The organism is Aeromonas sp. 600774 (genome assembly GCF_049175075.1).
Taxonomy (GTDB): domain Bacteria; phylum Pseudomonadota; class Gammaproteobacteria; order Enterobacterales; family Aeromonadaceae; genus Aeromonas; species Aeromonas veronii_A.
Genome location: NZ_JAAKUJ010000004.1, coordinates 228,089 through 252,855, shown reverse-complemented (window position 1 = coordinate 252,855; position 24,767 = coordinate 228,089). Strand labels below are relative to the sequence as shown.

Below are 24,767 nucleotides of genomic sequence, written 5' to 3'. Positions count from 1 at the left end.
TGCCACCTTCACAGCGTTTGTACGTATTCCGCCTCCCCCTCTTTACCCCTCTCTGCCGTAAACAGCACTGGCGCTACCCTCTGCATCAGACAAAATTATTGGCATATGCTACATATGAGCATATAAATGGCTTATGCCAATTAGGAGCCACCATGCCAAGACCCAAGATTGCCCGCCAGATCTGTGGCCGCCCCGCCAACAGCTGCTTCAAACCCAACGGCCGCCCCATGCATCAGCTGGAACAGGTCACGCTGGCCCCTGATGAGTTCGAGGCACTGCGCCTCGTCGACCTTCAAGGAATGCAGCAGCAGGAGGCCGCCCTGGTGATGGGGGTTTCCCGTCAGACCCTGGCTAATATCCTGAAAAAAGGGCGCTATAAAGTGGTGGAGTGTCTGAGTCTGGGCAAGGCATTGATGATGCAACCCGCCGAGCCCGACCACCCAACCAGTGGAGAAGAGCCGACATGAATGCTGTCACAACCATGACCACCAACCCCAGCAACAGCGCCCTGATGCTGAGTCAGGGGTTGCTGGCTGGCCACTTTACCCGTGCCGAGCAGCTGCAAATTCTTAACCCCGAAGGGAACGTTATCGCCACCCTGGCTAACCCGGCCGCCGCCGAAGGCTGCCACGGCAAGCAAGCGCTGCTCGACGCCCTCGCCCACTATCAGGTGGGTCAGGTGGTAGTGCGCAATATCGGCGAGCGGATGCTGGGTCGCCTGCTGGCGGCCAATATCCGGGTGCTGCAGTGCCGCTCTGCCCGCCTGCCGCTGCCCGCGCTGCTGGCCCCCGCCAATCTGCAACCTCTCACCGAGGCCAGTCAGGGGCGTCCGTCTCGTCGTCATCAGAGCAAGGCGACTATCCGTGCCATCCAGCCCGTCGGCGCAGGCCACAGCCATGCGAATTGTCACGGTGGTTGCAACAGTGGCGCCAATCACTGTTGCGCCAGTAGTGGCAATCAGGCAGAGAGCCCACAGCAAGGCCATACTTGTTGTCACGACAGTGAGGGCGCAGGCCAACAGGGCGGTTGCTGCCAGCATCACTGATGCCATCGCCGTGCATGTCATCATCAAGGAGAAGAGATCATGTCCATCTGGTTGTTGAGCCTGCTCGCCTCGTTCGTGCTGATCCTGGCCATGGGTACCATCATCTGGTGGCGCCAATACCAGCTTGCCCAGAAACGGGAAGATAAAGAGGTGCGCCCCTGTGGCTGCTCCAGCGCCTGCGCGGATCACCTCTATCAGATCAGTGAGCCGGCGCCCAAAAAGTAACCTGAGCGCAAACGCCATAGTCGCAGAGATAAGGTCGGCAAAATAAGGGCGCGTGGAATCGAGAGGCACATAAAAGAGAGGGGCACCTGCTGGTGCCCCCTCTCTATTTACTCCTCGCCATGCTTCAACCGCCTCTTTCCCCCCCTTACGCTCATCACACGAGCTCAACCCGGCTCGGCGCCGCTGGCCGCCACGCTCGCAGAGCAGGCCGGATCCTGATACTGCTGATAGATGGCATAAAACTCGGCCTTGTTGTGCAGGGCTGCGGCGACACAGACGGGATCAAACTGGCTGCCGGCATGCTCCTCCAGATAGGCAAACGCCGTCTCGAACGGCCAGGCCTTCTTGTAGGGGCGCTCGCTGGTCAGGGCATCAAACACATCGGCCACCGTCACGATACGCGCCGCCAGCGGGATCGCCTCCCCCGCCAGCCCCAGCGGATAGCCGGTGCCGTCAAAGCGCTCGTGATGGCTGGCGATGATATTGGTCAGCATGTCAGTGTGATGAATGCCATCGAGACCAAACTCGTTGATCATCAGGCTGATCATCTCCCGCCCCTTGCTTGGGTGGATCTTCATGATCTCGAACTCTTCCGGCGTCAGCTTGCCCGGCTTGAGCAAAATGGCATCCGGCACCGCGATCTTGCCGATGTCGTGCAGCTCGGAGAAGAGGTAGATAAACTCCACCTCCTCATCGCTCAGCCCGCAAGTCGGGGCCAGCGTCTTGGCAATCAGCCGGGAGTAGGCCGACATCCGGTGCAGATGGTTGGCGGTCTCCTCATCCCGATAACGGCTGAACTCCCGCGCCGTGGTCAGCGCGCCGCCAAGGGTCTGGATGGAGAAAAACTCCACCGCAATGATGGCCGAGAGCGCCTGGGCATAGGCCGACAGCTCGCTTCGGATCGACTCCTCGAAGTATCCCGGCTCCATGGCATCACAAAACAGAAAGCCAAACAGTTTGCTGTTAAACAGCAGCGGCTCGGTATAGCTGGAGGCATAGCCCGCCTCCAGCACCTTGCGGCTGTGCTCCGACGCAGAGCCACGCAGGGCATCCAGATTGCTGAGCACCCGGGGCTGCTTGTGCTCCGCCAGATAACTCAGGGAGGGAACATCGCTCAGCTTCACCTCATACTGCACCAGTGGCGAGGGCCCCTCGGTGCTGTGGGCAAAGGTCTTGAGCTGATCGGTATGGGGATCGTAAATCGCGATGGCCACCCGACTCAGCTTGTCAAAGCGCTGCCTGAGCGTGGCATGTACGCTCTGCATTTTTTCGCCAAATGAACTTTCCATCGCCTTCTCCAACGGGACCCCGTGATGGAAGTATAGTGACTCCCTTTGACGCTCTCCCCGCCACAACGTCAAAATTGACAGAAAAATCAACAAAGGAGCATCCCCACAACAAGCCCGTACGGCAGAGGCAATAGCCCTACCAAGGGCGCGCCATCAACGGCTGTTGGTGCGGCCCAATCTTGCCTGGTCGGAGATATTGTTCGGTTCTGCCATGCTGGCTGTATAGTTTTTGGTTAACCATTCCGGTAAAATCCGCGCCCTTAAAGAAGAGCCACCTAAGAGTGATTGAGCGATGTCCAACACAAAACAGGCCCCCAAAGTAGGATTCGTCTCCTTGGGTTGCCCCAAAAACCTGGTCGATTCAGAACGCATCCTGACCCAGCTGCGTACCGAAGGGTACGATGTGGTGCCCAGCTATGACGATGCCGAGCTGGTCGTCGTCAACACCTGCGGCTTTATCGACAGCGCGGTGCAAGAGTCGCTGGAAGCGATCGGCGAAGCGCTGGCTGAGAACGGCAAGGTGATCGTCACCGGCTGCCTCGGCGCCAAAGAGAATCAGATCCGCGAGATCCACCCCAAGGTGCTCGAGATCACCGGCCCCCACGCCTATGAAGAGGTGCTGGGTCACGTCCACAAATATGTGGAGAAGCCGCAGCACAACCCCTTCACCAGTCTGGTACCGACCCACGGCGTCAAGCTGACCCCGCGCCACTACGCCTATCTGAAGATTTCCGAAGGCTGCAACCACCGCTGCACCTTCTGCATCATCCCCTCCATGCGCGGGGATCTGGTGAGCCGCCCCATCGGCGACGTGCTGGCAGAAGCCAAGCGCCTGAAAGAGGCCGGCGTGAAGGAGCTGCTGGTGATCTCCCAGGACACCTCCGCCTACGGCGTCGATGTGAAGCACCGCACCGGTTTCTACGACGGCATGCCGGTCAAGACCAGCATGGTCGCCCTGTGCGAAGAGCTGGCCAAGCTCGACATCTGGGTGCGCCTGCACTACGTCTACCCCTACCCGCACGTAGATGACGTCATCCCGCTGATGCGCGATGGCAAGATCCTGCCCTACCTCGACATCCCGCTGCAGCACGCCAGCCCGCGCATCCTGAAACTGATGAAGCGCCCGGGTTCGGTCGAGCGTACTCTGGAGCGGATCCAGAAGTGGCGCGAGATCTGCCCGCAGATCACCCTGCGCTCCACCTTTATCGTCGGCTTCCCGGGCGAGACCGAGGAAGATTTCCAGATGCTGCTGGACTTTATCGACAAGGCGGAGCTGGATCGCGTCGGCTGCTTCAAATACAGCCCGGTCGAAGGAGCGCTGGCCAACGAGCTGCCGGATCCGGTACCGGAAGAGATTCAGGAAGAGCGCTTCCAGCGCTTTATGGAGCTGCAACAGCAGGTCTCCATCCGCAAGCTGGCCCGCAAAGTGGGTCAGGAGATGACCGTTATCATCGACGAAGTGGACGAAGAGGGTGCCACTGGCCGCTCCTTCGCCGATGCGCCGGAGATCGACGGTCTGGTCTACCTCAACGGCGAAACCGGCCTCAAGCCGGGGGACATGGTCAAGGTGCGGATCGACGAATCCGACGAATATGACCTGTGGGCCAGCCTGATTAGCTAATTGAGGCTTTACCAGCCAAATGAAAAAAGCGCCTGCGGGCGCTTTTTTATGCTTCCAGATTGCACTTCTACACCTGTAAGCCCCACTTTGCGGTACAAAACTGGCATATCCGTATGCAAGGGTGTGTAATAGTCGTTTGTGTTTGGCGACGACTCGAAACCCCATGCAACTCAAACCCCTTCTCAAGGGGCGCTTTCAGCCCCACTGGCAGGCCAGCCATGATCTCATCGAACAGGTGGTCATCTCCTGCATCACTGAGCGGCGCCTGATCCCCGAGGGGGAGCCCCTGATGCGTCAGGGGGAGCTATTGCGGGATCTGGTGCTGGTGCCGAATGGCCTCATCGCCATGGGCCACACCGCCATGAATGGCCGCCGCTTTCAGCTCGGCACGCTTGAGTGCGACAACCAGCTGTTTGGCGAGATGGAGTTCTTCACCGGCTACCGCTGCCAGCTCGACATCATTGCCGAGGAGCCGCTGGAAGTGGCCCGCATCGACGGCGAGCAGCTGGAGCAGGCGCTGGTCGCCCACCCCAAGGTGGCGCTCTTCTTTGCCACCGCCATCGCCATCGACTATCAGGACACGGTGGATATCTTCACTTGCCGGATGCTCTACCCCATCAGCTACAACATCGCCCTCGACCTCTATCACAGCCACTGTCACCACAACCCGGTGAGCGGCTTTCGCAAGGGATATCAGGAGGCGGAACGCTTCGGCACCACGGACAGGGTTTACCGGCGGGCGGTGAAAGAGCTGATGGACAAGGGACTGGTGGAGCGCGGCGAGGAGGGATTGCAGATCCGCGATCTGGCGGGGCTCAAGGCCTTTCTGGAGCAACCATAAGTCGCGGGCATCAGTCGCCGACTTAACAGCAACAAGTGGAACAGCAACAAGCGGAACAGCAACAAAAAAGAGGGGCGGTCGATACCGCCCCTCTTGCTGTTTACTCTCCGGCTCAGGCCAGACAAGGCTGGGGCCGGGCCATACGCAGCGAGGCCACCAGCATGGCGAGGATCACGCCGTAGATAAGCGGGATGGCGTACATCACCGCCTGCAGGCCGATCACCTGCTCGAACAGGGCGCTGATGGCCGGGCTGAACATGGCCCCCGCGCTGCCGCTGATGAGGATATAGGAGACGTTCTTGCTCGATGCCTGGCGCACAAACGACACCCCGTAGGCGATAAAGGCGTTGTAGAGCGCGGCGCAGACAAAGCCGTAACCGTAGGTGAGGTATGGCAGCTGGCTCAGGTTGTCGGTGGTGACGATAAGCGCCGTCATCCCCATCGCCAGAGTGATGATCACCAACAGGAAGGTGCGGATCGCAATGCGGGTCACGATGGCGGTCGACACCAGCGCGCCGAGCAGGGCCGCCGTCCAGTACTGGGTGATGATGTTGCCCGCCTCCTCGAAGGGGATGCCGAACTTGTTCTTCACGAACATGGGCGCCCAAGTGAGGAAGGTGTAGAGCGCCAGCATGCCCAGAAAAAGCCCCAGCCCACCGCTGATGATGCCAAGGTTCCACTCCGAGTGCTCGTTGCCGGCGCTCTCGCCGCCCGCCTCACAGCTGCGGAAGTTGGTCAGCACCGCCACCAGCATGGTCGCCAGTGCCACCACGCCCACCGCCAGATAGCTCCAGCTCCACGCCATGGCGTGAGTGAGCGTATAGGTGGTGACAAGCGGGAAGACCACCCCGGCCACGTTGAAGGTGGCATCCTGCACCACCAGCATGGTGCTCTGCATCCGCGCCTGCCAGACGCTCACCACCAGAGTCCCCGCAATGCAGAGTCCCACCCCACCGCACAGGCCAATCACCGTCATGGCCGCCATCACCACATAGAGCGAGCCGGTCAGATGAAGCGAAGCCGCCGCCAGCGCGATCAGGCCGTAGCAGAGCAGCGTCATCCGCTTGAGGCCCACCTTCTCGATGAGGAAGAAGGCGGCAATGGTGCCCGCCAGCGCCCCGCCGTTGAGCAGGGAGAAGATGGAGGCCACCTGATTGACGTCGGCGCCGAACTTGGCGGCGATGGGGTCGATCAGCATGCCGAACTGGGTCGCAAAACCGGCCATCACGAAGTTGGCCAAGAAGCTGATGGCAGTGAGGGAGAGCTTATTGTTCATATTGGATCTCTCTTGGGGTCAGGGTGCGTGCAGGGTTGGGCGGGCCGCGGCGCTTACAGCGCGGTGTGCAGCGCCAGCTCGATCATCTGGTTGAAGGAGAGTTGCCGCTCCTCGGCAGTGGTCTCTTCACCGGTCAGGCAGTGGTCGGAGACGGTCAGGATGGCGAGCGCCTCGATCCCCTGCTGATGGGCCAGCCCGTAGAGACCGGCCACCTCCATGTCGATGCCGAGCACGCCGAACTTCTCCAGCGCCGGAATGAGGTTTTCATCCGGATCGTAATAGAGATCGCCGGTGAAGATATTGCCCACCTTGACCGGAATGCCCTTCTCCTGCGCCTTGGTAAACGCCTTGTGCAGCAAGGCGAAGTCGGCCGAGGTGGCCATCTGGTAACCGGCGCTGCGCTTGGCGTTGGTCGGGGAATCTGTGCCCGCCGCCTGCGCCAGAATCACGTCACGCATCTGCACGTGGCGCTGGGTCGCCCCCAGACTGCCGATGCGGATGATCCGCTTGACCCCGAAGTCGTTCACCAGCTCGTGGGCGTAGAGCACCATGGAGGGGATCCCCATGCCGTGCCCCATCACCGAGATGCGCTGGCCGTTGTAGTAGCCGGTGTAGCCCAGCATATTGCGCACATTGGTCACCTCGCGCGCATCAGTCAGAAAGGTCTCGGCGATGTAGCGGGCCCGCAGCGGGTCCCCCGGCATAATGACGGTCTCGGCGAAGTCGCCCGGGTTGGCATTGATATGAGCGGTCATGGTTGTTGTGCTCCAGTTTGACTCGTTTTATTGTTTTGATGTGGCCATCCTAGCCGCCCCCCCACCTCCCCTTGCAGGACAAAAGTCCTGTTGTCCCGATCGAGATCCCAGTTCCGGTAACTTATTGTCTGCTACATCGCATACCGCATGCTTTTCGACGTTGCTTGCCAAGGCTTGCCCATCACAGCCACCCGCCATTCCCGACCTACCGGTGTAAAAAAGCGGGAGGGCAACGCCCCTCCCGCTCGGTAGGCCCTGCGAATGACGCTACAGGCCGACGGCATTGTTCACTCTGCCGGTTGACACGCAATGCCAGCCATGGGCTGGCTAGCTCAAATCATGCAGTGCCTTGCCAAGGGGCGGCGTGAGGCGCAGATCCGAAAAACGCACCACCAACCCCTGTCGCTCGGGGGTGCAGCACATCACTCCGATAAAGCAGCGCTCGCCTGACGGGAACGGAGCGAGCCTCAGCAGTGACCACACCTCGCCATCGGTGGAGTATTGCAGACGCAGACAATCGGCCAGCCGGGTCAGGCGCAGCCAGAAACGGCGCGGATTGCCGCTGAAAATACCGGTGGCCCAGTCAGATCGCAGATTGGTGAGCACGCTGCCGATCATCGGTTGGGCATCGTTGTACTCTATCCCTGCTTTGAGCCAGTGCGCCTCGTCTTGCAGCAACATCAACCCCGCCTGATCGTAGAGGGTGGTGAACTCCCCTTCGACACAGACCTGAAAGGTAAATTCACCCTCGACCTCACAGCCATAGAGATGCCCACTGTGGCGCTCGAAACCATACCAGGTGCTGCGCCAAAAATCGGTCTGTTTGTCCGTTACCACCAGCAAGCCGTCGCTTGTTTTGTGCCATTCGGCCGGTTCATTGAGCCAGCACCATTCAAGCCCTTCCCTCATCCTCTTTTGCTCCTGTTCTCGCCATGTTTCCCGTTGTCACCGGCCCATAACACTCGGGCGCGCTCATATTATCGCTGGCCATTCGGCCACGAGCCCCAGCTGCGAGCGGCCAACCAAAGGGACTCCATTGTGTCGCCATCATGACTGGCGAGCAAGCCGTTGGGGCCAACCTTGCAACCGATAGGCGATCGGGCAAGTAAAAGGGGGCCCCTATTGCACGACGATAAGACATCTCGATATGGGCTCGAGTCGACTAACAGGTGGTCGATAGAGGGGACGCTTCAAGCCCGCCAACATCAGATGGCATATCAGGCATCACACGAAACGAAAAAGCCCAAGCAATTTAATTGCTTGGGCTTGGTATGTGGCGGAGAGACAGGGATTCGAACCCTGGGTGGCATTGCTGCCACAATTGATTTCGAGTCAATCCCGTTCGGCCACTCCGGCATCTCTCCGTGGGATGAGATTTTTACCCAAGCTGGGCCGAGGATGCAATAAAAATTTCTTAGATATCAAATGGCTGAATCAGATATCTGGGAGCAGGCTCACATTGCTTCACGCACGGCCTGCGTTGCGAGGCCACTCTTGTATGGCCCTGTATCCACCCGCTCGCACACCCGGCCATTATCCATATCGTGACATTCCCCCATTGCCATCAGGCGTCTCTTTTCCCTGCTTGGCGCTCAAATTTATGGGTGATGCCGATTTTGGCCGGTTTCCTATGTATCCCCACATCATTGCGGGTGCGCAGCAAGCTGGTAATCATGGGCTGATTGAGGAACAATCGCGCCATTCTGGCGGCTGTGTTGATGACGTTCCGCCCCGATTGAACTGATGGATCTTCTTATGCGATTGCCGAAACTCAAGCTCCTATCCTTAACGCCCGCCCTTTCCCTGCTGCTGGCAGCGATCCTGCTCTGCGCTGCGCCGGCAGAGGCCAAACGCTACCCGCTGCCACCAGCCGGGAGTCGCCTCATCGGTGAGCTGGAGGATTACATCATCCAGCAGAATGAGCATCTGGAGCTGGTTGGCAAAAATACACAAATTGGATTTTTGGCGCTGCTTGAAGCAAATCCGGGTGTAGATCCCTATTTGCCCAAACCGGGTACCCGCTTGACGCTGCCCACTCAGATGCTGCTGCCTGATGTGCCTCGCGAGGGGATCGTCATCAATCTGCCCGAACTGCGCCTCTACTACTTCCCCAAAGGGAAGAACGAGGTCATCGTGCTGCCCATCGGGATTGGTGATATCGGCCGCGAGACTCCGGAGATGACCACCACCGTCATCGAGAAGAATCCCAACCCGACCTGGGTGCCCGGCCCCATGGTGCGCAAATCCTGGCTGGAGCAAAAAGGGATCACCCTGCCCGCCGTGGTGCCCCCCGGCCCGGAGAATCCCCTCGGCAAGTTCGCCATGCGCCTTGGCTATGGCAAGCGCGACTACCTGATCCACGGCACCAACAAGGATTTTGGCGTTGGCCTGCGGGTAAGTGCAGGCTGCATCCGGCTGCGACCTGACGATATTGAGGCCCTGTTCAAGATTGTGCCGATCGGCACGCCGGTACGGGTCATCAATCAACCGGTCAAGGTAGCCATCGAACCGGATGGTCGGCGCTGGCTGGAGGTACACTCCCCGCTCTCCCGCACCGAAGAGGAGCTTGAAAATGGCGCCCCGCTGATGCTATCACCGGCCATAGAGAGCTTTATCAGCGCACCTGATGTGATGCAGGATGAGGTGACGGCAGCGCTGGAGAGCAAAAATGGCCTGCCCCGCCCCATCAGCAGCCAGCTTGTCAGTGGTTAAGTCAGCTGCGCCCGAGTCGCACCGGAGTCACCTTACCTCATGAAATACCTGCCTCTCATACTCATGGTGATCTGCCATCCCCTGTGGGCAAAAGACATCCTCTGGATGAACAATGGCGATCGTCTGACCGGTACCATCAAAGAGATTGGCGATGAGTCGGTACGCATCTCTTTGCCCTATACCGGTGCCGTTACCGTCAAGCGGGATGCCATCAAGCGCTGGCGACTAGAGCATCAGGATAAACCCAAGGCGACCGCCAAAGGTGGATTCACCCTGTTCAAGGATGAGCAGGATGAACGCAAGGCCTGGCTCTGGACCGGTAGTGGCGATCTCAACATCAAGCTCAAACACAAGGACAAACACACCAACAACGTCAACTTCAAGGGCAAGACCGAGTTGGCCAATCTGGACTGGCGCTACAGCTTCTCCGGAGAGTACTCCTACGAAACGTCTGACAGCATCACCGATAACCACGACTACAAACTGAACCCGACCATTGACTACTTTTTCGATCAGCAGTGGTTTGTGCGCAGCTCGCTCAATGCCGAATATGACATGCTGGATAGTAACTACCTGAACCTCGACTACGGTGCCGGCCCGGGTTACCGCTTCTGGAACGAGAGACGCCGCAGGCTGGAGTTTGTAGCACAAACAGGCCTGCGCAAAATATACGTCAGAGAAGATAGCGGGATCGGGGTGCTTTTCAGAGGAAACCGGATCATCGATTATCCCTTTGCCAGCATGAACTGGGATTATCGCCAACCCATCCCGCTATGGCGGGAGAAGCTGGAGCTGTTCAGCCAGGGGAGATATCTGACCTATCTGGACCAGCCCTCCCCCTATTTCATACGCAATCGGGATATCACGGGCAGCGTTGGTTTGCGCTACTACTTCAACGACCACCTGCGCCTCTCCTGGTCGAGCGAGATGGAGTGGGAAGATGGCGAAGTACATTTCGTCGGTCTCGAGCAAAAGTACAAAGAGACCGAATTCAGGCACCTGCTCAATCTGGGCGCCAGTTTCTGAGTCAACTGCAAACAGAAAGAGGAGCCAAGTCGGCTCCTCTTTCTGTTTTGGTCATCACCTGCCATGGCACTTCTCCGATGATGGAGCAGGCAACAGATGAGAAACCGGCCGTACGCTCAGATCAGCCCCCAAGCGGCAATCTGGTAGATCCATACCATCGCCAGCAGGGTACCGACCAACCCCATGATGACGCCGATGCGCACCATCTGGTGACTCTCCACCAGACCGGTGGCGTGGGCCAGCGCATTGGGCGGGGTACTGATGGGCAGCGACATTCCAAGCGAAACCGAAATGGTAACCGCCAGGATCAGGGTATGACTGCCGCCCCACTCGGCCAGCTCCGGCATGCTGACCGCCAGTGCCGCCACCAGTGGCAGCAGCAGGTTGGCGGTTGCGGTGTTGGACATAAAGTTGGCCATCACCACTGCCAGCAGACAGGCGCCGACCAGTACCGCCAGCGTGGAGTACTCGTGGAACGGAATATGGGTGATGAGCCGCTCGGCCAACCCGGAGTCCTCCAGCGCCAGCCCCAGCGCGATACCGCCCGAGACCAGCCAGAGTACATCGAGGGAGATCTTGTGCAGATCGTCCTTGGTGATGATGCCGGTGGTCAGGAACACCGCTACCGGGATCATGGCGACCACGTAGGAACTCATGCCGTGCAGATCCCCCAGTAGCCAGAGCACTATGGTGGTGATAAAGGTGAGGTAGACCACCCAGGCGCGAGGGGTCTGCATAAAGCGCCCCTCAATCTTGAGATCCATCCGCTTGAGGGTGCTCGGGAAGAAGCGCCCCAGCAGAAACCAGCCAAGCAGCAACAGCAATACCACAAAGGGCACCGCAAATCCCATCCACTGACCGAACGAGATGGCATGCTCGCCGGTCAGGTATTTGAGGGCCACTGCGTTGGGCGGAGTGCCGATGGGAGTGCCGATCCCGCCGAGGTTGGCCGCCAGCGGAATGGCCAGCACAAAACCGATTTTGGCTGGGTCCTTGTCGGGGAACGCCGCCAGCACCGGGGTAAGGATGGCCAGCATCATGGCGGTGGTGGCGGTATTGCTCATAAACATGGAGAAGGTGGCGGTGATCAACATCAGCCCCAGCATGACGATCCGGGGATCCTGACCGAACGGGCGCAGCAGCACCCGCGCCAGATTGACGTCCAGATGGTATTTGGTCGCCGCAATGGCGAGGAAAAAACCACCGAGAAACAGCATGATAACCGGCGAGGCAAAGGTCGCCATCACCTCGGTGGACTTGAGCAGCTCACCAAACCCCGGTTCAGCCTTGTCGGCAGTCATGAACCAGAGCCCCTTGTCGGAGAGCAGCAGCAGCTCCAGCACGATGATCAGCACCGAGGTAGCGAAGATAGGGATGGGCTCCAGGATCCAGCAGAGGGCGGCCAGCACGAAAATGGCCACGACCCGCTGCTCGATGACGGTGATCCCCTCGAGCGGGATCCAGTGGGTCGGGATCAGCAGGATGGTGAGGCTCAGCAGCAGTGGCAGAATAATCTTGTTATTGATGGGCACTATTGTCTCCAGGATCGGGAGTAAGAAGCCAATAGTGGCATAACATGCTATCCCCTCACGCGGCCAACTCGCCAAAATGAGAGCTGGCTAACTGCACGGCGCACCGTTTTGTGAGTCATATCAAGCTGGGGTCGGCGCGCGATGGCTGACGCCTCAACCTTTGCAACAAACAGGCAAAAAAACGGGCCCGCTGTTCGTTGCACACGACAGCGGGCCCGTTTCACCATTCATGCCGATGAGGAGGCTCAGAAGTAGATGCGGGTCACCGACTCGATGACGCAACCCGGGCGGCGGATCCCTTCGATCTCAACCTTGATCTCTTTGAGCAGCTCCAGCCCACCCTTGATGGGGGTGACCCGGGCCAGCTTGGTGCGGGCGCGGATGTTGCTGTCCACCTTGATGGGGTACGGGAAACGTACCTGATCCAGCCCGAAGTTCACCACCATGCGGGCGGTCGGGAACTCGGGGGTGGCCTCATCGACCGAGCCGGTCAACTGCGGCAGCAGCGCCAGGGTCAGGAATCCGTGGGCGATGGTGGTCTTGAAGGGAGACTCGGCGGCCGCACGCTCCGGATCGGTGTGGATCCACTGGTGATCCCCGGTCACTGCAGCAAACTGATCGATCATCTGCTGGCTGACGTGCAGCCACTCGCCGACATGGGTCTCTTCACCAATGCGAGCCTGCAGAGCGGCATAAAGCTCGGCCGCCTCGGCCCCCAGCTCAACAGCTGGTTCCTGAGCCACGGCAGGCTGACCGTTGGCTACTTGTGCCACGGTTGCTGCATCCTGTTGCTGCTCGCTCTGGGACTCGGCTTGCAAGTCCAGCACACGCCCCAGCAAAGGGTGAAGATGTGCCTTTTGCTGAAACTCACGCCAGTAGTCGCGGATCGCCGGAGAGAGCCAATCCTTGAGCTCAAAGGGGTGCTGCGCCAGAATTTCGCGCTTGCGCTTCAGAAAATCGACAACTTTCATCTACCGATCCCTATTTGATTCAATGCCTGTAAAGAGGTCTAACCAGTCCTATTTTATTAAAGTTTCAGCTGTAAGTGCAAAAAAATCTCGGCGTACACCTGTACCAAGGCGGAAGTAACTGCTTAGACCATGTAAACCAGCACGATCTGCCAATGAGGAAATCGATTGCCAAAGATGCCGCCAGCAGGGGAAATTCATCGGGGTCGTTATGAAAAAAGGCCCTTATCGGGCCTTGTGGTGGGGAGTCAGCGCGCGCTCGACCAGCCGCTGCGCAATCCCTCCTCATCCAGAAAGGACCAGGCGAGGATCCGGCTCACCTTGTTGCCCTGTGCCATGTCGATCACCCGTACCTGACGCGCCCCCACCCGGCTCAACGCCTTTTTCGCCCCCGGCAGGTTCTCTTTTTTCGACACCAGCGAGCTGAACCAGAGGCACTGAGTGGCAAACTCCTTGCTCTGGGCAATCATGTTGGCCAGAAACGCCGCCTCGCCCCCTTCGCACCAGAGCTCGGCCTTCTGGCCGCCGAAGTTGAGCACAGGAGCGCCTGTCACCTCCTTGCCCAGATTGCGCAGCTTGCGCTCCGTCCCCTTGCTCGCCTCTTCCAGCGACGCATGGAACGGCGGATTGCACAGCGTCAGAGCGAAACGCTCTTTCGGCCCTATGATGCCGCGAAACACATGGTTGGGGTTACCCTGCAAACGACACTCAATCTGGTTGCCGAGTCCGTTGCTCTTGGCTAGCAGGGTGGCCGCCTTGACCGAGACCGGATCGATATCCGATCCGACAAAACGCCAGCCATATTCGCGGGCCCCCAGCAACGGATAGATGCAGTTTGCCCCCACCCCGATATCCAGCACCCTCACCCCCTTGCCGGTAGGGAGCTGGCCTGCGCTCTCGGCCAACAGGTCGGCCGCCCAGTGCAGGTAGTCCACCCGTCCCGGGATAGGAGGGCAGAGGTAACCGGCAGGCAAATCCCAGTGGGCAATCCCGTAGTGATGGGCCAGCAGGGCGCGATTGAGGGTCTTCACTGCATCGGGATTGGAAAAATCGATGGTGCGGGTGCCGTAGTCATTGATAAAGACATGAGCGGCCAATTCGGGAGTTCGCAGGCAAAGCGCCTCAAAGTCGTAACCCGTCTGATGGCGATTACGGGAGTGAAGTCCGGATTTGCGGTCGCCCGACTTGGGGCCACCGGCTGATGGGATGCGGGGTTTCATGCTGAGCCTGCCGAAGAAAACGGGCCCACACTATAGTGATTTGACTCGGGAAAGTCTAAACGAGGGCAATAAAAAACCGGGCTATCGAGCCCGGTTCAAGTGAGGTTGGAAAAACAGTCCGTACTGCGAGCCGTTTGTCCAGCCTGACTCAGATATCGATCCGGCGAGCTTGCCAGAACTTGTTGCGCCAATATTGGCTATCCAACTTGGAGCGCGTCACACCAGCTCGAGTCGAGGCGTGGATGAATTCACCATTGCCGACATAGATACCAACGTGGTTGAGACGACGATTGATTTTGAAGAAGACCAGGTCACCCTCGACCAAATCCTGCTTGGAAACGCGCGTCCCTTCGTGGACTTGGGAGCGGGTATCGCGGGGTAATTCGATACCGACGGCATTGCGGAACACTTCACGGGCAAAGGCGGAACAGTCGATACCGCGCTGGCTGCTGCCACCCATCCGGTAAGGAACACCACGCCACTCTTTGTATACAGTCAGGATTTCATTCACATCGGGTGTCTGGGAAGCTTCCGGTTCGATGACAGGTTCAACCATGGAAACTTCGATCTTGCTCGCGACCTCGGGTTGGGGTGCCGAGGCACAACCCACCATTCCGAGCGCGACCAGCAGTAGCATCAGGTGGCGCAATCCTTTATCCCCGCTAAATAGTAAATCTTGTTAAAATACGGCCCCAAAGGGCAATTTATAAGGCAACAGCACCCGACTATATCCAAGAATTCTATCGAGGCAAGTGAAAATCCCTATCAAGCTCACATTTTTGCAAGGAAATGCACGATTTTTCATAATTAATGTGATCATGACCAAACAATATACAATCGCAAAAAGAGCCTTGGGCCTCATAGATAACTGGCTTTTATCCCTGCTTCAGCACCTTTTTAAAGTGAAAAATCATGATCGAAACCGATCTTTTTTTGTTAAAACCGGCCAGGGTATGCCAGGAACTGCTTGCTCAATTTCCTGAATGGCTGTCAACCGATGAGCAGCATATTTGGCAAGCCATGACCCATCCTGAACGGCGTCAGGAATATCTGGTGAGCCGCGCCCTGCTACGCCAGCTATTGGCCGAGCGGCTGCAACAACCCGCCGCCAGCCTGCAATTTTGCAACGGCCCCCACGGCAAGCCCCGACTGCACGATGACGGCTGGCAGTTCAATCTGAGCCACAGTGGCAGCTGGCTGGTGTTGGCGCTCTGCCCACAGGGGCCTCTTGGGGTGGATATCGAATTGGGTAAACGGCGGCATCACCCCCTCCCCCTGGCCCGTCGGTTTTATGCACAGAGTGAATATGAATGGCTCTGCGCGCTGCCTGCTCAAGAGCAGGAGAGTGCTTTCTATCGGCTCTGGTCACGCAAGGAGGCGGTTCTGAAAGCCCATGGTGGCGGTATAGCAGCAGGGCTCGAGAAGGTGCGCTTCATTCCGGAGCAAGGATGGCGACTCGACAACCGGTTGGATGACACCCCTTATCAGGTGCAGGATTGGCCCTTTGCCAGCGGCTGGCTCAGTCTCGCGGCGGCGGCAACCCCCGTGACCTTTTACCGGCTTGATGAGCGCTTGAATTGCCAGTCACTCAACCCCATGTTACTCAACACCCTTTCTGAAGAGTCCAACTCATGATCGTCGACATTACTCCCCAGAATTTTCATGCAGAACTTATCGATGCGTCCATGAAGAAGCCGGTCGTCATCTATTTCCATGCTCCGCAGATGCCGGAGTGTCAGGGGATGACACCACTGATCGAGTCGCTGATTGGGCCCACCAATGAGCAGGTCACTCTGGCCAAGGTGGACATGAACAATCCCCAGTTGCAACCACTGGCCAGCCAACTCGGTCTGAGAGCCCTGCCGGCGCTGGTGTTGTTCCATCAGGGTCGCCCTGACGAACAGGGGATCATCGAAGGGCCGCAGGATGAAGCCACCCTGCGCCAGTATTTCGCAGCATTTGCCCCCAAAGAGGAAGAGGAACTACTGGCCAAGGGGCAGCGGGCACTGGCTGACGAGCAGCCCGGCGAGGCTTATGCTCATCTGGGTAAAGCTCATCAGATCGCTCCGGAGCGTCACGACATCAGCCTGTGGCTCATTCAGGCCGCACTCGATCTCAATCTGCTGGATGAAGCTCAGGAACGCCTCGGTACCATCCCGATGGTAGCGCAGGATGGTCACTTCCATGCCCTGAGCTCACGGCTGGCGCTGGCCCTGCAAGCAGCAGACAGCCCGGAACTGCGTGCGCTGGAAGCCCGCCATGCAGAACAACCCGATGATTTTGGCCTGGCACAAGAACTGGCTGTGCAATACAACCAGGCTGGCCGTCAGGAAGATGCATTAGAACTGCTGCTGGCGATCCTCAAACGGGACTTGGCATTCGGCGATGCCAGAAAGACCTATCTTGATATTCTGGCGACCATGGGCAGCACACCGGCGGCGCAGAGCTATCGTCGCAAACTCTATAGTCTGCTCTACTGATCGGATAGTAACTGTCTGGTAATGATGGGGGAGTGCCGGGAGACCGGCATGACCTCATGGGTCAAGTACGAAGAAGGCGCTGTGGGTATAGTGTAGAAACGGTGAATTTTGGGCAAAAAAAAATGGCGCAAAACTGCGCCATTTTTTTCGCATGGATTACTTCTTGTAGGAAGTAGCCATGTTGTCGATGCGCTGGTTAGCACGCATAGCTTCTTGCTTGGCTTCGGCAACATCAGCAGCGATTTTGGACTGATCAGCACGAACTGCGCTAACATCTTGAGCCAGCTGGTCAACTTTGTTAGACAGATTCTGAACGGAAGTTTCCAGTTCGCTAGTGTTTGCACAACCACCCAGCAGAGCGGACAGACCAACAACACCTACCAACAACAATTTTTTCATTTTTAAAGCTCCCTTGAACTCGCCAGACGTTTAGCAAGCGGCGTGATTATGGCACAAAAAAATAATACTTTGCATAGCCCTCACCACAGATAAATGCATTAAAACCCTCATTTTTTTTTGAGCGGACATTTTTTGTCCAGACTCGTCTAAAAAATGAGTGCCACATGGTGAGGACACGGACAAAGGTTAACCAAATTTTTGCCTTATTACAATTTCGTATGAAGCTCAGGCTGTACGTTCTGACAACAACTGACGATATTGCACCAGATCCTCGATGGTCAGCACTGGCATCCGCTGTTTGCGGCCAAATGCCACCAGGTCCGGCAGACGGGCCATCGAGCCATCTTCCTTGGTCAGTTCGCACAGCACACCGAACGGTTTGAGGCCGGCCAGCTGCATCAGATCGACCGTGGCTTCGGTGTGACCGCGGCGAGTAAGCACCCCACCGGTTCGCGCCCGCAGCGGGAAAACGTGACCCGGGCGGTGCAGATCACCGGGCTTGGCACCGTCGGCAATGGCGGCGCGGATAGTGGTGATGCGATCAGCAGCCGAGACGCCGGTCGTGACCCCCTGCGCCGCTTCTATCGTGACAGTAAACGCGGTCTGGTAGTGGCTGGAGTTGGCCTCCACCATCATCGGTAGTTCCAGCTGGCGAACCCGCTCGTCGGGCAGGCAGAGGCAAACGATGCCGGAGCACTCGCGGATCATCAGCGCCATCTGTTCATTGGTCATGGATTCTGCTGCGAAAATGAGGTCACCCTCATTCTCCCGATCTTCATCGTCGGCCACCAGCACGCCGCCTCCGGCACGTAAAGCCGTTAGGGCAGCTTCGACGCGGGCAATGGGATCACCGAATTCACTGAGTAGAGACTGATTCATGGTAAAACTCCTAAACAAGACAAGGACCAGAATCAGGGCATGGAAAGGCAGACAGAGATGAGCATGCAGCGGCCAGCCCACTAGGGCCAACGCGGCAATGTCTGTCTTATCCTCTTTCATCCGGACTATGACCGTCGGCTCCGGCATCTCACCGGATCTGCTGACCCCAACTCGGCAATCAGCCAAGTCGGGCGCTCGCGGGCTCCCCGAGTCAATCAGGATACCGCCGGTGGGGAATTGCACCCCGCCCTGAGAATAAGCGCAGACAGCCTAAAGAAAAACGGTTGCAGATACCAGCCAAAATCCCCGCTGGCTGAAAAGTGTTTCAACATTGCGCCCAGGATCGCGCTCTTCAACCCGTTCGCCAGCGCGAAAGACAGTGACTGGCGACTGGCGAATTTCTTTATGGCGCGGATCGGTTTATGGCATAGTTCCCGAAACAAAAAACAGGGCCCGAAAAGAGAGCCTGAACAACGCTGCCGGCGCAGACAGTAGCGCCAACACCACAAACGGAAAATGACAGAGATGGAAAAGAAAATACTGCTCACGGATTGCCCGGATGCCAAAGGGCTCATCGCCAAGATCACCAACATCTGCTACAAGCATCAGCTCAACATCATCAAGAACGATGAGTTTGTGGATCACGAGAATGGCCGCTTCTTTATGCGTACCGAGCTGGAAGGGCGCTTCAACGACGAGACCCTGCTGGCCGACCTTGATGATGCCCTGCCCACCGGAGCCCAGCGCCGTCTGGTCAAGGCGGGCAAGAAGCGTATCGTTATCCTGGTGACCAAGGAGACCCACTGCCTCGGCGATATTCTAATGAAGAACTACGCGGGCGCGCTGGATATGGATATCGTCGCGGTGATCGGCAACTACGACACCCTGGCCGAGCTCACCGGCAAATTCGATATCCCGTTCCACACCGTCAGTCACGAGGGTCTGAGCCGGACAGAGCATGAGGAGCAGGTTCGCGCCATCATCGACGGCTATGAGCCTGACTATGTGATCCTGGCCAAGTACATGCGGGTGCTGACACCGAGCTTCGTCGAGGCCTACCCGCGCAAGATCCTCAACATCCACCACTCCTTCCTGCCCGCTTTCATCGGTGCCCGCCCCTACCGGCAGGCATTCGATCGCGGGGTCAAGCTGATCGGTGCCACCGCCCACTTCGTGACTGACGATCTGGATGAGGGTCCCATCGTCGAACAGGACGTGATCCACGTCGGTCACGCCTTCAGTGCGGACGACATGGCCAAGGCGGGCCGGGATGTAGAGAAATCGGTGCTGAGCCGCGCGCTGGAGCTGGTACTGAACGAGCGGGTGTTCGTCTACGGCAACAAGACGGTAGTCTTCAAGTAATCCGTCCACGTGGCACGTATGCAAACGCCAGCAACAACAACGGCTCCCGCGGGAGCCGTTGTTGTTTCTACACCATGCATCAGAGCGACAGATTGTTTACCGTCACCGCGCCCTTCTCCAGCTTCAGCTCGGAGGTCAGCGCTTGCTTGTCGGCCTTCAGATAACCCATGAGGGTCAGCTGATCGAGCATGGGGGCCAATTGCGGTACCGCCTTGCCCAGCTTGTCGCTAAGGCTGGCATGCAGCACGCCGCTGAGGGCCTGCATCCCTGTGTCGCTGTTGAACAGCTGCTCCAGCGAGGTGGAGGCCAGCTTCACGTTCCCCTTCATGGTCACCACCTCACCGTTGAGCTTGGCGCTGAGATCGGCCAGTTCAAGGGTCGCGCCACGTTTGAGCATCTTATCCAGCGCCTGCTGAATAGCGGCATCTTCAACTCCCTTGCCACCAGCGGCCTGCAGCCCCTGATACCCTTCCAGATCCAGACCGTTGAGGTTGAGCGCCAACTTGCTGTCGGTCACCGCCAGGGTGTCGGTCTCGTTCTCCAGATCCAGCTTGGCAATGCTCATCTGATAGCTGCTGGAAAGAGTCTGGGCATCATCGCCGGTAAGACGGGTCTCGGTCGTCATCCCCTTCAGGGCAACCCGAACACTGTCAGGCAGTTGCAGAGTGAGGGCGGAGAGACTCATCTCGCTCTGTGGAGAGAGAAAGACGCCGCTGATCTCGGCAACATCGGCACTCCCTTTCAGGTCGGCCAGCACCAAGTCCATCTTGCTCTGCTCTTCATGAACCGTCATCCCCTGCCAGGTCATGGTGAGGTGACCACTGCCCTCCAGATTGCCGTGAAACTCGCCGTTCAGAGGCAGGAAGCTGAACTCGTCCAGCCCCTGTTTTACCTTGAACTCATTGGCCCAGAATCGGCTGCTGTTGGCTTGGGTCCAGAGGCTGGTTGCCGACTCCAGACCAAGTTGCCACTGCTCCATGCCCAGTGCGGTGAAAACTGGCGCCAGGGTGCCATTATGGGTATCAAGCTGGAAGTGGCTCTTGATATAGAACGGCAGGATCCGGCTCTTGACCAGCAGTTGTAACTCGATGGGCTGGCTGCCTTCCAGCTCGCTGTCGATGGAGGCCAGCTCCTCGGGCGTGATCACCACCTTCAGGATGCCATCACGGGTAAAGAGGTTACTGCTGCCCGGCAGCCACTGCATGTCGATGCCGGTTTCGTCCTCCACCTTGGCGATCTGCTCCGCCATGATGTTGTCGAAACTGCTGCCCGTGTACCAGCACGCGGCCAGACCACCACCAACCAGTGCCGCACCCACGGCGAGGGCCACTATCTTTTTCATATATCCATGTGTCTCCAGGGAGTTGTCACTGCACTCTACGGGGCGGACTCGGGGCTAGGCAAGTCCAATCAGATGGCGAGTCCACTTTCTTGCGGCTCGCCACAACATCACAGCAAGGGGCTGAAGAGATAGAAGATGTTCTCCATCGCCTTCTTGTACCAGGGGCGGGCCTGCCATTGGGCCAGGGTCATCGGGGTGGCTTCTGCCATATACCCCTGCACCAGCCGGGTCATCTGGGCCACGAAAGAAGGGTTGTCCACCAGCAAGGTCACCTCGAAGTTGAGCCAGAGGCTGCGCCGGTCGAGATTGACCGTGCCCACCAAAGCGAAGTCGTCATCTACCAGCACGCTCTTGGTATGGAGCAGGCCGGCATCGTAGCGATAGATCTCCACTCCCGCTTCCAGCAGCTCCTCCATAAAAGCGTTGCAGGCATAGTTGGCCATGATGGAGTCGTTACGTGCCGGCAATACCAGCTGCACCTGCACCCCACGCGCCGCAGCCGAACTGAGTGCGGCGGCCAGCGGATCGTCCGGGACAAAATAGGGGGTCGTCAGCACCAGATGGCTGCGCGCCTGGTAGATGGCCAGCAGCAGGCTCTGCTGAATACAGTCACCACCAACGAAAGGGCCTGACGGGATCAACTGGGCGCGGTAGTTGGTCTGGGGCCAGGCTTCCGGCTCATGCTGCAGACTGTCGAGCAGCCGCTCGCCGGTCTCCACCTCCCAGTCCCAGACGAAGATCGACCACATCAGCGGTACCATGGGACCTTGCACCCGGATCATGATGTCGACCCACTGGCCAACACCGGCATCCTGCTTGAAGAAACGCGGATCAACCATGTTCATGGAGCCGGTATAGCCCACCTTGTCGTCGATCACCACCAGCTTGCGGTGCATCCGTAAATCCTGCCGCTGGAACGGGATGCGCCAGGCGCCGACCGGCAGCACCTCCACCAGCTTGACCCCCGCCTTGCGCAGCTTTTTCGGCCACCCGGAGCGGAAGAAGTGCTTGCTACCCACCGAATCGAGCAACAAACGACAATCCACGCCGCGTAGCGCGACGTCCATTAGTGCCTCGCACACCTCGTCGGCATCACCGCCGGGGTGCCAGATATAGAACTCCAGATAGCAGGAGAGGGTAGAACGGCGAATATCCTGGGCAATCTCATGCAGGATCTGGTCAGGTTGGCTGAGCAGAGTCATCCGGTTGCCTGAGAGCATGGGCATAGCCAGCCGCCCCTGGATTAGATCGTGCAATGGTTGGGCCTTCTCCCCCACCTCGCAGCAATGCTGGGGGAAAAGGCGGGCCAACTGACGGATCCAGATAGCATAAGGGCGGTACATGGCCTGTGCCCGCTCGGCACGTCGACGCCCCAACTTGATTTCACCAAACAGCAAGTAAAAGCCGACACCGGCAAACGGAATGGCGTAGATCAGCGCCAGCCAGGCCAGCGACACCCCGATGGGGCGGCGCTTCATCACCACCCGAAACGACACACCCGCGACGATAACGGTATGAAAAAGCAGTAGCAGCCAGCCCAGAAAGCGGGAGAACAGCAGGTGAAGATCATGTTCCAGACCGTTTAGCAACGGTAACTCCTTCTCATCAACAAACAGTGGTCGGCAGATCCTGCCAGTCAGGAATGGTATGCTGTAAGGCAAATCCATTCTATCAGGTTGCCCCCATGATTCTGCAATCCATGCTGCTCAGCCTGGCCATGCTAGGTCAAGGCTCATATGACATCAATGAGCAGCAGATCAATCAGTACCTGCAATCCCAAGTGCAAGTCGACAAACAGCTGGAACTACCGGGCATCATCAAGGCCCATGTGAAGCTGGAGCAGAGCGATGTCCAGATTGGCCGTCAACAACCAGACACCGCCCGAGTCTATGGCAAGGGCAAGCTCAAGATCGCCCTGCCCGACAATACCGAATATGACGCCCGCCTGCAGATGACCTATGAGGCGAGGCCCCGCTATGACAAGAGTCAGAGCGCGCTGTTTCTCGACAACATGAAACTGGTGGAGTACAAGCTGGAACCGGAGGCGGCAGAGAGAAAGTTCGGCATGATGCTCGGCATGCTGCTGCAGAGCATGGAGAAGCGTCTTGAGAGCAAACCGGTTTACCGACTGGATGACAAGGAGCCGCAACAAGCCTGGCTGAAAGAGAACCTGCTGGGGCTGGAGCTGTCACCGGGTAAAATCCACCTACTGACCAGACCCCGCTAGCCCGCTCAATTCAGGAGGGGCTGGGTGGTATCCCGTACCAGCAGCTCCACCTGATAACCCTGCTGCTGCTGTTGCTCATAAAGGGAGAAGAGTGACCCGCTCAATTGGGTGAGGGAGATATCGGCAAAACCGGCCTTGAGATAGAAGGGTTTCTCGAAAGGCAGTACCTGACAGACTACCGGTTTGTCCTCCAGGCCGTGACAGGCGTGCTGCAACAGCCGTGAACCCAATCCCAGCGACTGGTAGTGAGGCAACAGACGAAAGCCGCACAGATGATAAAACTCCTCCTCGTCCCGCAACCGAACTGCCCCTACCAGCCAGTGAGCATCACGTACGACAAAGACCCGCTCGGCCAGATCCGGCACATAGTGGGAAAAAGTCGTCTCGTAATAGTCCTTGATAAGGGAGAGATCGGCGTCACAGTACTCCTCGAAGATGAGTTCCATCGCCAGCATTCCTGACACAAAAATACCTTTATAATCAATTATAAAAATAGATAAAGACTAACTAGCCAGACCAGCTGACATAAGCAAGATAGCACGCATTTTGTTAACAAAAAAGCGAACATCCTAGAGCACTTCCATAAGGCGATTATGACCATTGGCTACCGGAAAGTTCCACCGTTTAGCTCCTCTCCTGGCCATACTCTGGCATCCCCCCATCCCTCGGCCAAATCCCCCTTCAACTTCACAACTCCCTGTTTGTACGCTTGTTCTGCACTCGCCATGGTGCTTTACTCAACATGATGATCCCTGGAAGGAGTGTGACGGTTGAAAGCATGGATGCTGGCAGGCCAGATGGTGTTGATCCCATTGAGCGGATGGAGCCAGACGCCCCCTCCCGCGGAGGTGGTCTTCCTGACCGTAGCCCCCTCTCCCTTACGCTCGGTCGGTCATGCTGCGCCCGCTCCACAACCCGAAACCGCTCAAACGGCGGCAACCGCCGCTGGCGGCAAGAAGCAGATCCAGGTCTATAAATCGGTGCAGCAAAACGGGGTGGTACGTTACTCCGATATGGCGCCCGAACAGGGCCATTACGAACTGCTGCTGTTCAACGACTGCTTCGCCTGCGATCCCAAATCCAGCGTCAACTGGCAGACCACAGGACTGTTTCTCTATGACTATGCCAGCACCATCAAGGCTGCCGCGAAAACCTATCAGGTTGAGCCTGCGCTGATCAGAGCCCTGATCCATGCGGAATCCGCTTTCAATCCGCTGGCGGTCTCCCGCAAGGGGGCGATGGGCCTGACCCAGCTGATGCCAGCCACAGCGCGGGAGCTGGGGGTCGGCAATGCCTTGCTGGCGGAGCAGAATATTTTCGGCGGGGTGAAATACCTGGCAGGACTGCTCAAACAGTATGACGGCAACATTGCGCTGGCAACTGCGGCCTACAACGCCGGGGCTGGCGCAGTGCAAAAACATGGCGGCATTCCGCCCTATGCGGAAACGCGCGCTTATGTAGAGCGCGTCCAGTTGCTCCATCAACGCTACAAAGAGATGCTGCAGGCCAAGGGACTCTGACGTTTGGCTTGGTGAGTTCTCTTATCTCACCCTTCCAGAAACAAAAAA

Annotated in this window: 25 protein-coding genes, 1 tRNA gene and 1 riboswitch; of the genes, 12 read left to right on the top strand and 14 right to left on the bottom strand. The window is 58.1% G+C overall.

Features of this window, described 5'->3' with window-relative positions; genetic code table 11:
- Nucleotides 1-152 precede the first annotated feature (152 nt).
- From G5171_RS06725 to G5171_RS06715, 3 genes are read left to right on the top strand one after another with little or no spacing between them, the layout of a single operon-like run.
- Nucleotides 153-467, top strand: coding sequence for a DUF134 domain-containing protein (locus G5171_RS06725; protein WP_005338107.1), 315 nt, complete (start codon nucleotides 153-155; stop codon nucleotides 465-467).
- Entirely contained in the window at nucleotides 464-1,045 is a 582-nt protein-coding gene (locus tag G5171_RS06720) for a NifB/NifX family molybdenum-iron cluster-binding protein (RefSeq protein WP_421250517.1), read from the top strand. The genes G5171_RS06725 and G5171_RS06720 overlap by 4 nt, the downstream gene beginning before the upstream one ends.
- Nucleotides 1,046-1,084: 39 nt before the next feature.
- Complete coding sequence (locus tag G5171_RS06715) at nucleotides 1,085-1,270, top strand: hypothetical protein (RefSeq protein ID WP_005350263.1); 186 nt, start codon at nucleotides 1,085-1,087, stop codon at nucleotides 1,268-1,270.
- Between the two features lie 164 nt (nucleotides 1,271-1,434).
- Here the strand turns inward: G5171_RS06715 and G5171_RS06710 are convergent, their stop codons facing one another.
- Complete coding sequence (locus tag G5171_RS06710; protein WP_421250518.1) at nucleotides 1,435-2,559, bottom strand: HD-GYP domain-containing protein; 1,125 nt, start codon at nucleotides 2,557-2,559, stop codon at nucleotides 1,435-1,437.
- 292 nt (nucleotides 2,560-2,851) lie between these two features.
- On the opposite strand from G5171_RS06710, the gene rimO reads away from it, so the two are divergent.
- Together rimO and G5171_RS06700 are read left to right on the top strand one after the other, a co-directional pair.
- Nucleotides 2,852-4,180, top strand: coding sequence for a 30S ribosomal protein S12 methylthiotransferase RimO (gene rimO / locus G5171_RS06705; RefSeq protein ID WP_421250519.1), 1,329 nt, complete (start codon nucleotides 2,852-2,854; stop codon nucleotides 4,178-4,180).
- A 163-nt stretch (nucleotides 4,181-4,343) separates the two neighbouring features.
- Nucleotides 4,344-5,021, top strand: coding sequence for a Crp/Fnr family transcriptional regulator (locus G5171_RS06700; protein WP_421250520.1), 678 nt, complete (start codon nucleotides 4,344-4,346; stop codon nucleotides 5,019-5,021).
- 112 nt (nucleotides 5,022-5,133) lie between these two features.
- Here G5171_RS06700 and tsgA read toward each other — a convergent pair whose 3' ends face one another.
- From tsgA to G5171_RS06680, 4 genes are all read right to left on the bottom strand, one after another.
- On the bottom strand, nucleotides 5,134-6,297 hold the full coding sequence (gene tsgA, locus G5171_RS06695) for an MFS transporter TsgA (protein ID WP_195878891.1): 1,164 nt from the start codon (nucleotides 6,295-6,297) through the stop codon (nucleotides 5,134-5,136).
- 53 nt (nucleotides 6,298-6,350) lie between these two features.
- Nucleotides 6,351-7,052: a purine-nucleoside phosphorylase gene (gene deoD, locus G5171_RS06690; protein ID WP_042051187.1), complete on the bottom strand. Its 702-nt coding sequence runs from the start codon at nucleotides 7,050-7,052 to the stop codon at nucleotides 6,351-6,353.
- A 327-nt stretch (nucleotides 7,053-7,379) separates the two neighbouring features.
- On the bottom strand, nucleotides 7,380-7,961 hold the full coding sequence (locus G5171_RS06685; protein WP_421250521.1) for a DUF1349 domain-containing protein: 582 nt from the start codon (nucleotides 7,959-7,961) through the stop codon (nucleotides 7,380-7,382).
- 365 nt (nucleotides 7,962-8,326) lie between these two features.
- Nucleotides 8,327-8,416, bottom strand: a tRNA-Ser gene (locus tag G5171_RS06680).
- A gap of 391 nt (nucleotides 8,417-8,807) precedes the next feature.
- On the opposite strand from G5171_RS06680, the gene G5171_RS06675 reads away from it, so the two are divergent.
- Together G5171_RS06675 and G5171_RS06670 are read left to right on the top strand one after the other, a co-directional pair.
- Nucleotides 8,808-9,764 (top strand): L,D-transpeptidase family protein, encoded by a 957-nt coding sequence (locus G5171_RS06675; RefSeq protein WP_236268366.1) that lies wholly within the window; start codon nucleotides 8,808-8,810, stop codon nucleotides 9,762-9,764.
- Between the two features lie 39 nt (nucleotides 9,765-9,803).
- Nucleotides 9,804-10,790, top strand: coding sequence for a DUF481 domain-containing protein (locus G5171_RS06670; protein WP_421250522.1), 987 nt, complete (start codon nucleotides 9,804-9,806; stop codon nucleotides 10,788-10,790).
- A 116-nt stretch (nucleotides 10,791-10,906) separates the two neighbouring features.
- On the opposite strand, the gene G5171_RS06665 is transcribed toward G5171_RS06670, so the two are convergent.
- The 4 genes from G5171_RS06665 to G5171_RS06650 all read right to left on the bottom strand — a co-directional run bounded on the left by G5171_RS06665 (nucleotide 10,907) and on the right by G5171_RS06650 (nucleotide 15,147).
- The gene (locus tag G5171_RS06665) at nucleotides 10,907-12,322 is read right to left on the bottom strand and encodes an SLC13 family permease (RefSeq protein ID WP_005353291.1); all 1,416 of its coding nucleotides are present in this window, start codon (nucleotides 12,320-12,322) and stop codon (nucleotides 10,907-10,909) included.
- Between the two features lie 245 nt (nucleotides 12,323-12,567).
- Nucleotides 12,568-13,293 carry a MaoC family dehydratase gene (locus G5171_RS06660; RefSeq protein WP_019445964.1) on the bottom strand — a complete coding sequence of 242 codons (726 nt, stop codon included), beginning with the start codon at nucleotides 13,291-13,293 and terminating at the stop codon, nucleotides 12,568-12,570.
- 245 nt (nucleotides 13,294-13,538) lie between these two features.
- Nucleotides 13,539-14,510 carry a 23S rRNA (adenine(1618)-N(6))-methyltransferase RlmF gene (gene rlmF, locus G5171_RS06655; protein ID WP_349929990.1) on the bottom strand — a complete coding sequence of 324 codons (972 nt, stop codon included), beginning with the start codon at nucleotides 14,508-14,510 and terminating at the stop codon, nucleotides 13,539-13,541.
- Between the two features lie 148 nt (nucleotides 14,511-14,658).
- Nucleotides 14,659-15,147, bottom strand: coding sequence for a C40 family peptidase (locus tag G5171_RS06650; protein WP_005334331.1), 489 nt, complete (start codon nucleotides 15,145-15,147; stop codon nucleotides 14,659-14,661).
- A 275-nt stretch (nucleotides 15,148-15,422) separates the two neighbouring features.
- On the opposite strand from G5171_RS06650, the gene G5171_RS06645 reads away from it, so the two are divergent.
- Together G5171_RS06645 and G5171_RS06640 are read left to right on the top strand one after the other, a co-directional pair.
- On the top strand, nucleotides 15,423-16,145 hold the full coding sequence (locus tag G5171_RS06645; RefSeq protein WP_349929991.1) for a 4'-phosphopantetheinyl transferase family protein: 723 nt from the start codon (nucleotides 15,423-15,425) through the stop codon (nucleotides 16,143-16,145).
- Complete coding sequence (locus G5171_RS06640; RefSeq protein ID WP_421250523.1) at nucleotides 16,142-16,990, top strand: tetratricopeptide repeat protein; 849 nt, start codon at nucleotides 16,142-16,144, stop codon at nucleotides 16,988-16,990. Before G5171_RS06645 ends, G5171_RS06640 begins: the two co-directional genes overlap by 4 nt.
- A gap of 156 nt (nucleotides 16,991-17,146) precedes the next feature.
- Here G5171_RS06640 and G5171_RS06635 read toward each other — a convergent pair whose 3' ends face one another.
- Nucleotides 17,147-17,389, bottom strand: a complete 243-nt coding sequence (locus G5171_RS06635) for an Lpp/OprI family alanine-zipper lipoprotein (RefSeq protein ID WP_005334342.1) — start codon at nucleotides 17,387-17,389, stop codon at nucleotides 17,147-17,149.
- A 225-nt stretch (nucleotides 17,390-17,614) separates the two neighbouring features.
- Nucleotides 17,615-18,268, bottom strand: coding sequence for a 3,4-dihydroxy-2-butanone-4-phosphate synthase (gene ribB / locus G5171_RS06630; protein WP_005344189.1), 654 nt, complete (start codon nucleotides 18,266-18,268; stop codon nucleotides 17,615-17,617).
- A gap of 104 nt (nucleotides 18,269-18,372) precedes the next feature.
- Nucleotides 18,373-18,529: riboswitch (FMN riboswitch) on the bottom strand.
- A gap of 264 nt (nucleotides 18,530-18,793) precedes the next feature.
- Here ribB and purU point away from each other — a divergent pair.
- Nucleotides 18,794-19,630 (top strand): formyltetrahydrofolate deformylase, encoded by an 837-nt coding sequence (purU, locus tag G5171_RS06625; protein ID WP_115544112.1) that lies wholly within the window; start codon nucleotides 18,794-18,796, stop codon nucleotides 19,628-19,630.
- Between the two features lie 79 nt (nucleotides 19,631-19,709).
- On the opposite strand, the gene G5171_RS06620 is transcribed toward purU, so the two are convergent.
- Entirely contained in the window at nucleotides 19,710-20,972 is a 1,263-nt protein-coding gene (locus G5171_RS06620) for a DUF945 family protein (RefSeq protein ID WP_421259979.1), read from the bottom strand.
- 107 nt (nucleotides 20,973-21,079) lie between these two features.
- Complete coding sequence (gene cls / locus G5171_RS06615) at nucleotides 21,080-22,561, bottom strand: cardiolipin synthase (protein WP_216979185.1); 1,482 nt, start codon at nucleotides 22,559-22,561, stop codon at nucleotides 21,080-21,082.
- Nucleotides 22,562-22,656: 95 nt separating this feature from the next.
- Between cls and G5171_RS06610 the strand changes: the two genes are divergently transcribed.
- Nucleotides 22,657-23,199, top strand: coding sequence for a DUF1439 domain-containing protein (locus G5171_RS06610; protein WP_421259978.1), 543 nt, complete (start codon nucleotides 22,657-22,659; stop codon nucleotides 23,197-23,199).
- Between the two features lie 5 nt (nucleotides 23,200-23,204).
- Here the strand turns inward: G5171_RS06610 and G5171_RS06605 are convergent, their stop codons facing one another.
- Nucleotides 23,205-23,645: a GNAT family N-acetyltransferase gene (locus G5171_RS06605; RefSeq protein ID WP_005344181.1), complete on the bottom strand. Its 441-nt coding sequence runs from the start codon at nucleotides 23,643-23,645 to the stop codon at nucleotides 23,205-23,207.
- A gap of 324 nt (nucleotides 23,646-23,969) precedes the next feature.
- Here G5171_RS06605 and G5171_RS06600 point away from each other — a divergent pair, with 324 nt between their 5' ends.
- Nucleotides 23,970-24,719, top strand: a complete 750-nt coding sequence (locus G5171_RS06600; RefSeq protein ID WP_419772928.1) for a lytic transglycosylase domain-containing protein — start codon at nucleotides 23,970-23,972, stop codon at nucleotides 24,717-24,719.
- The last annotated feature ends 48 nt before the right edge of the window (nucleotides 24,720-24,767 follow it).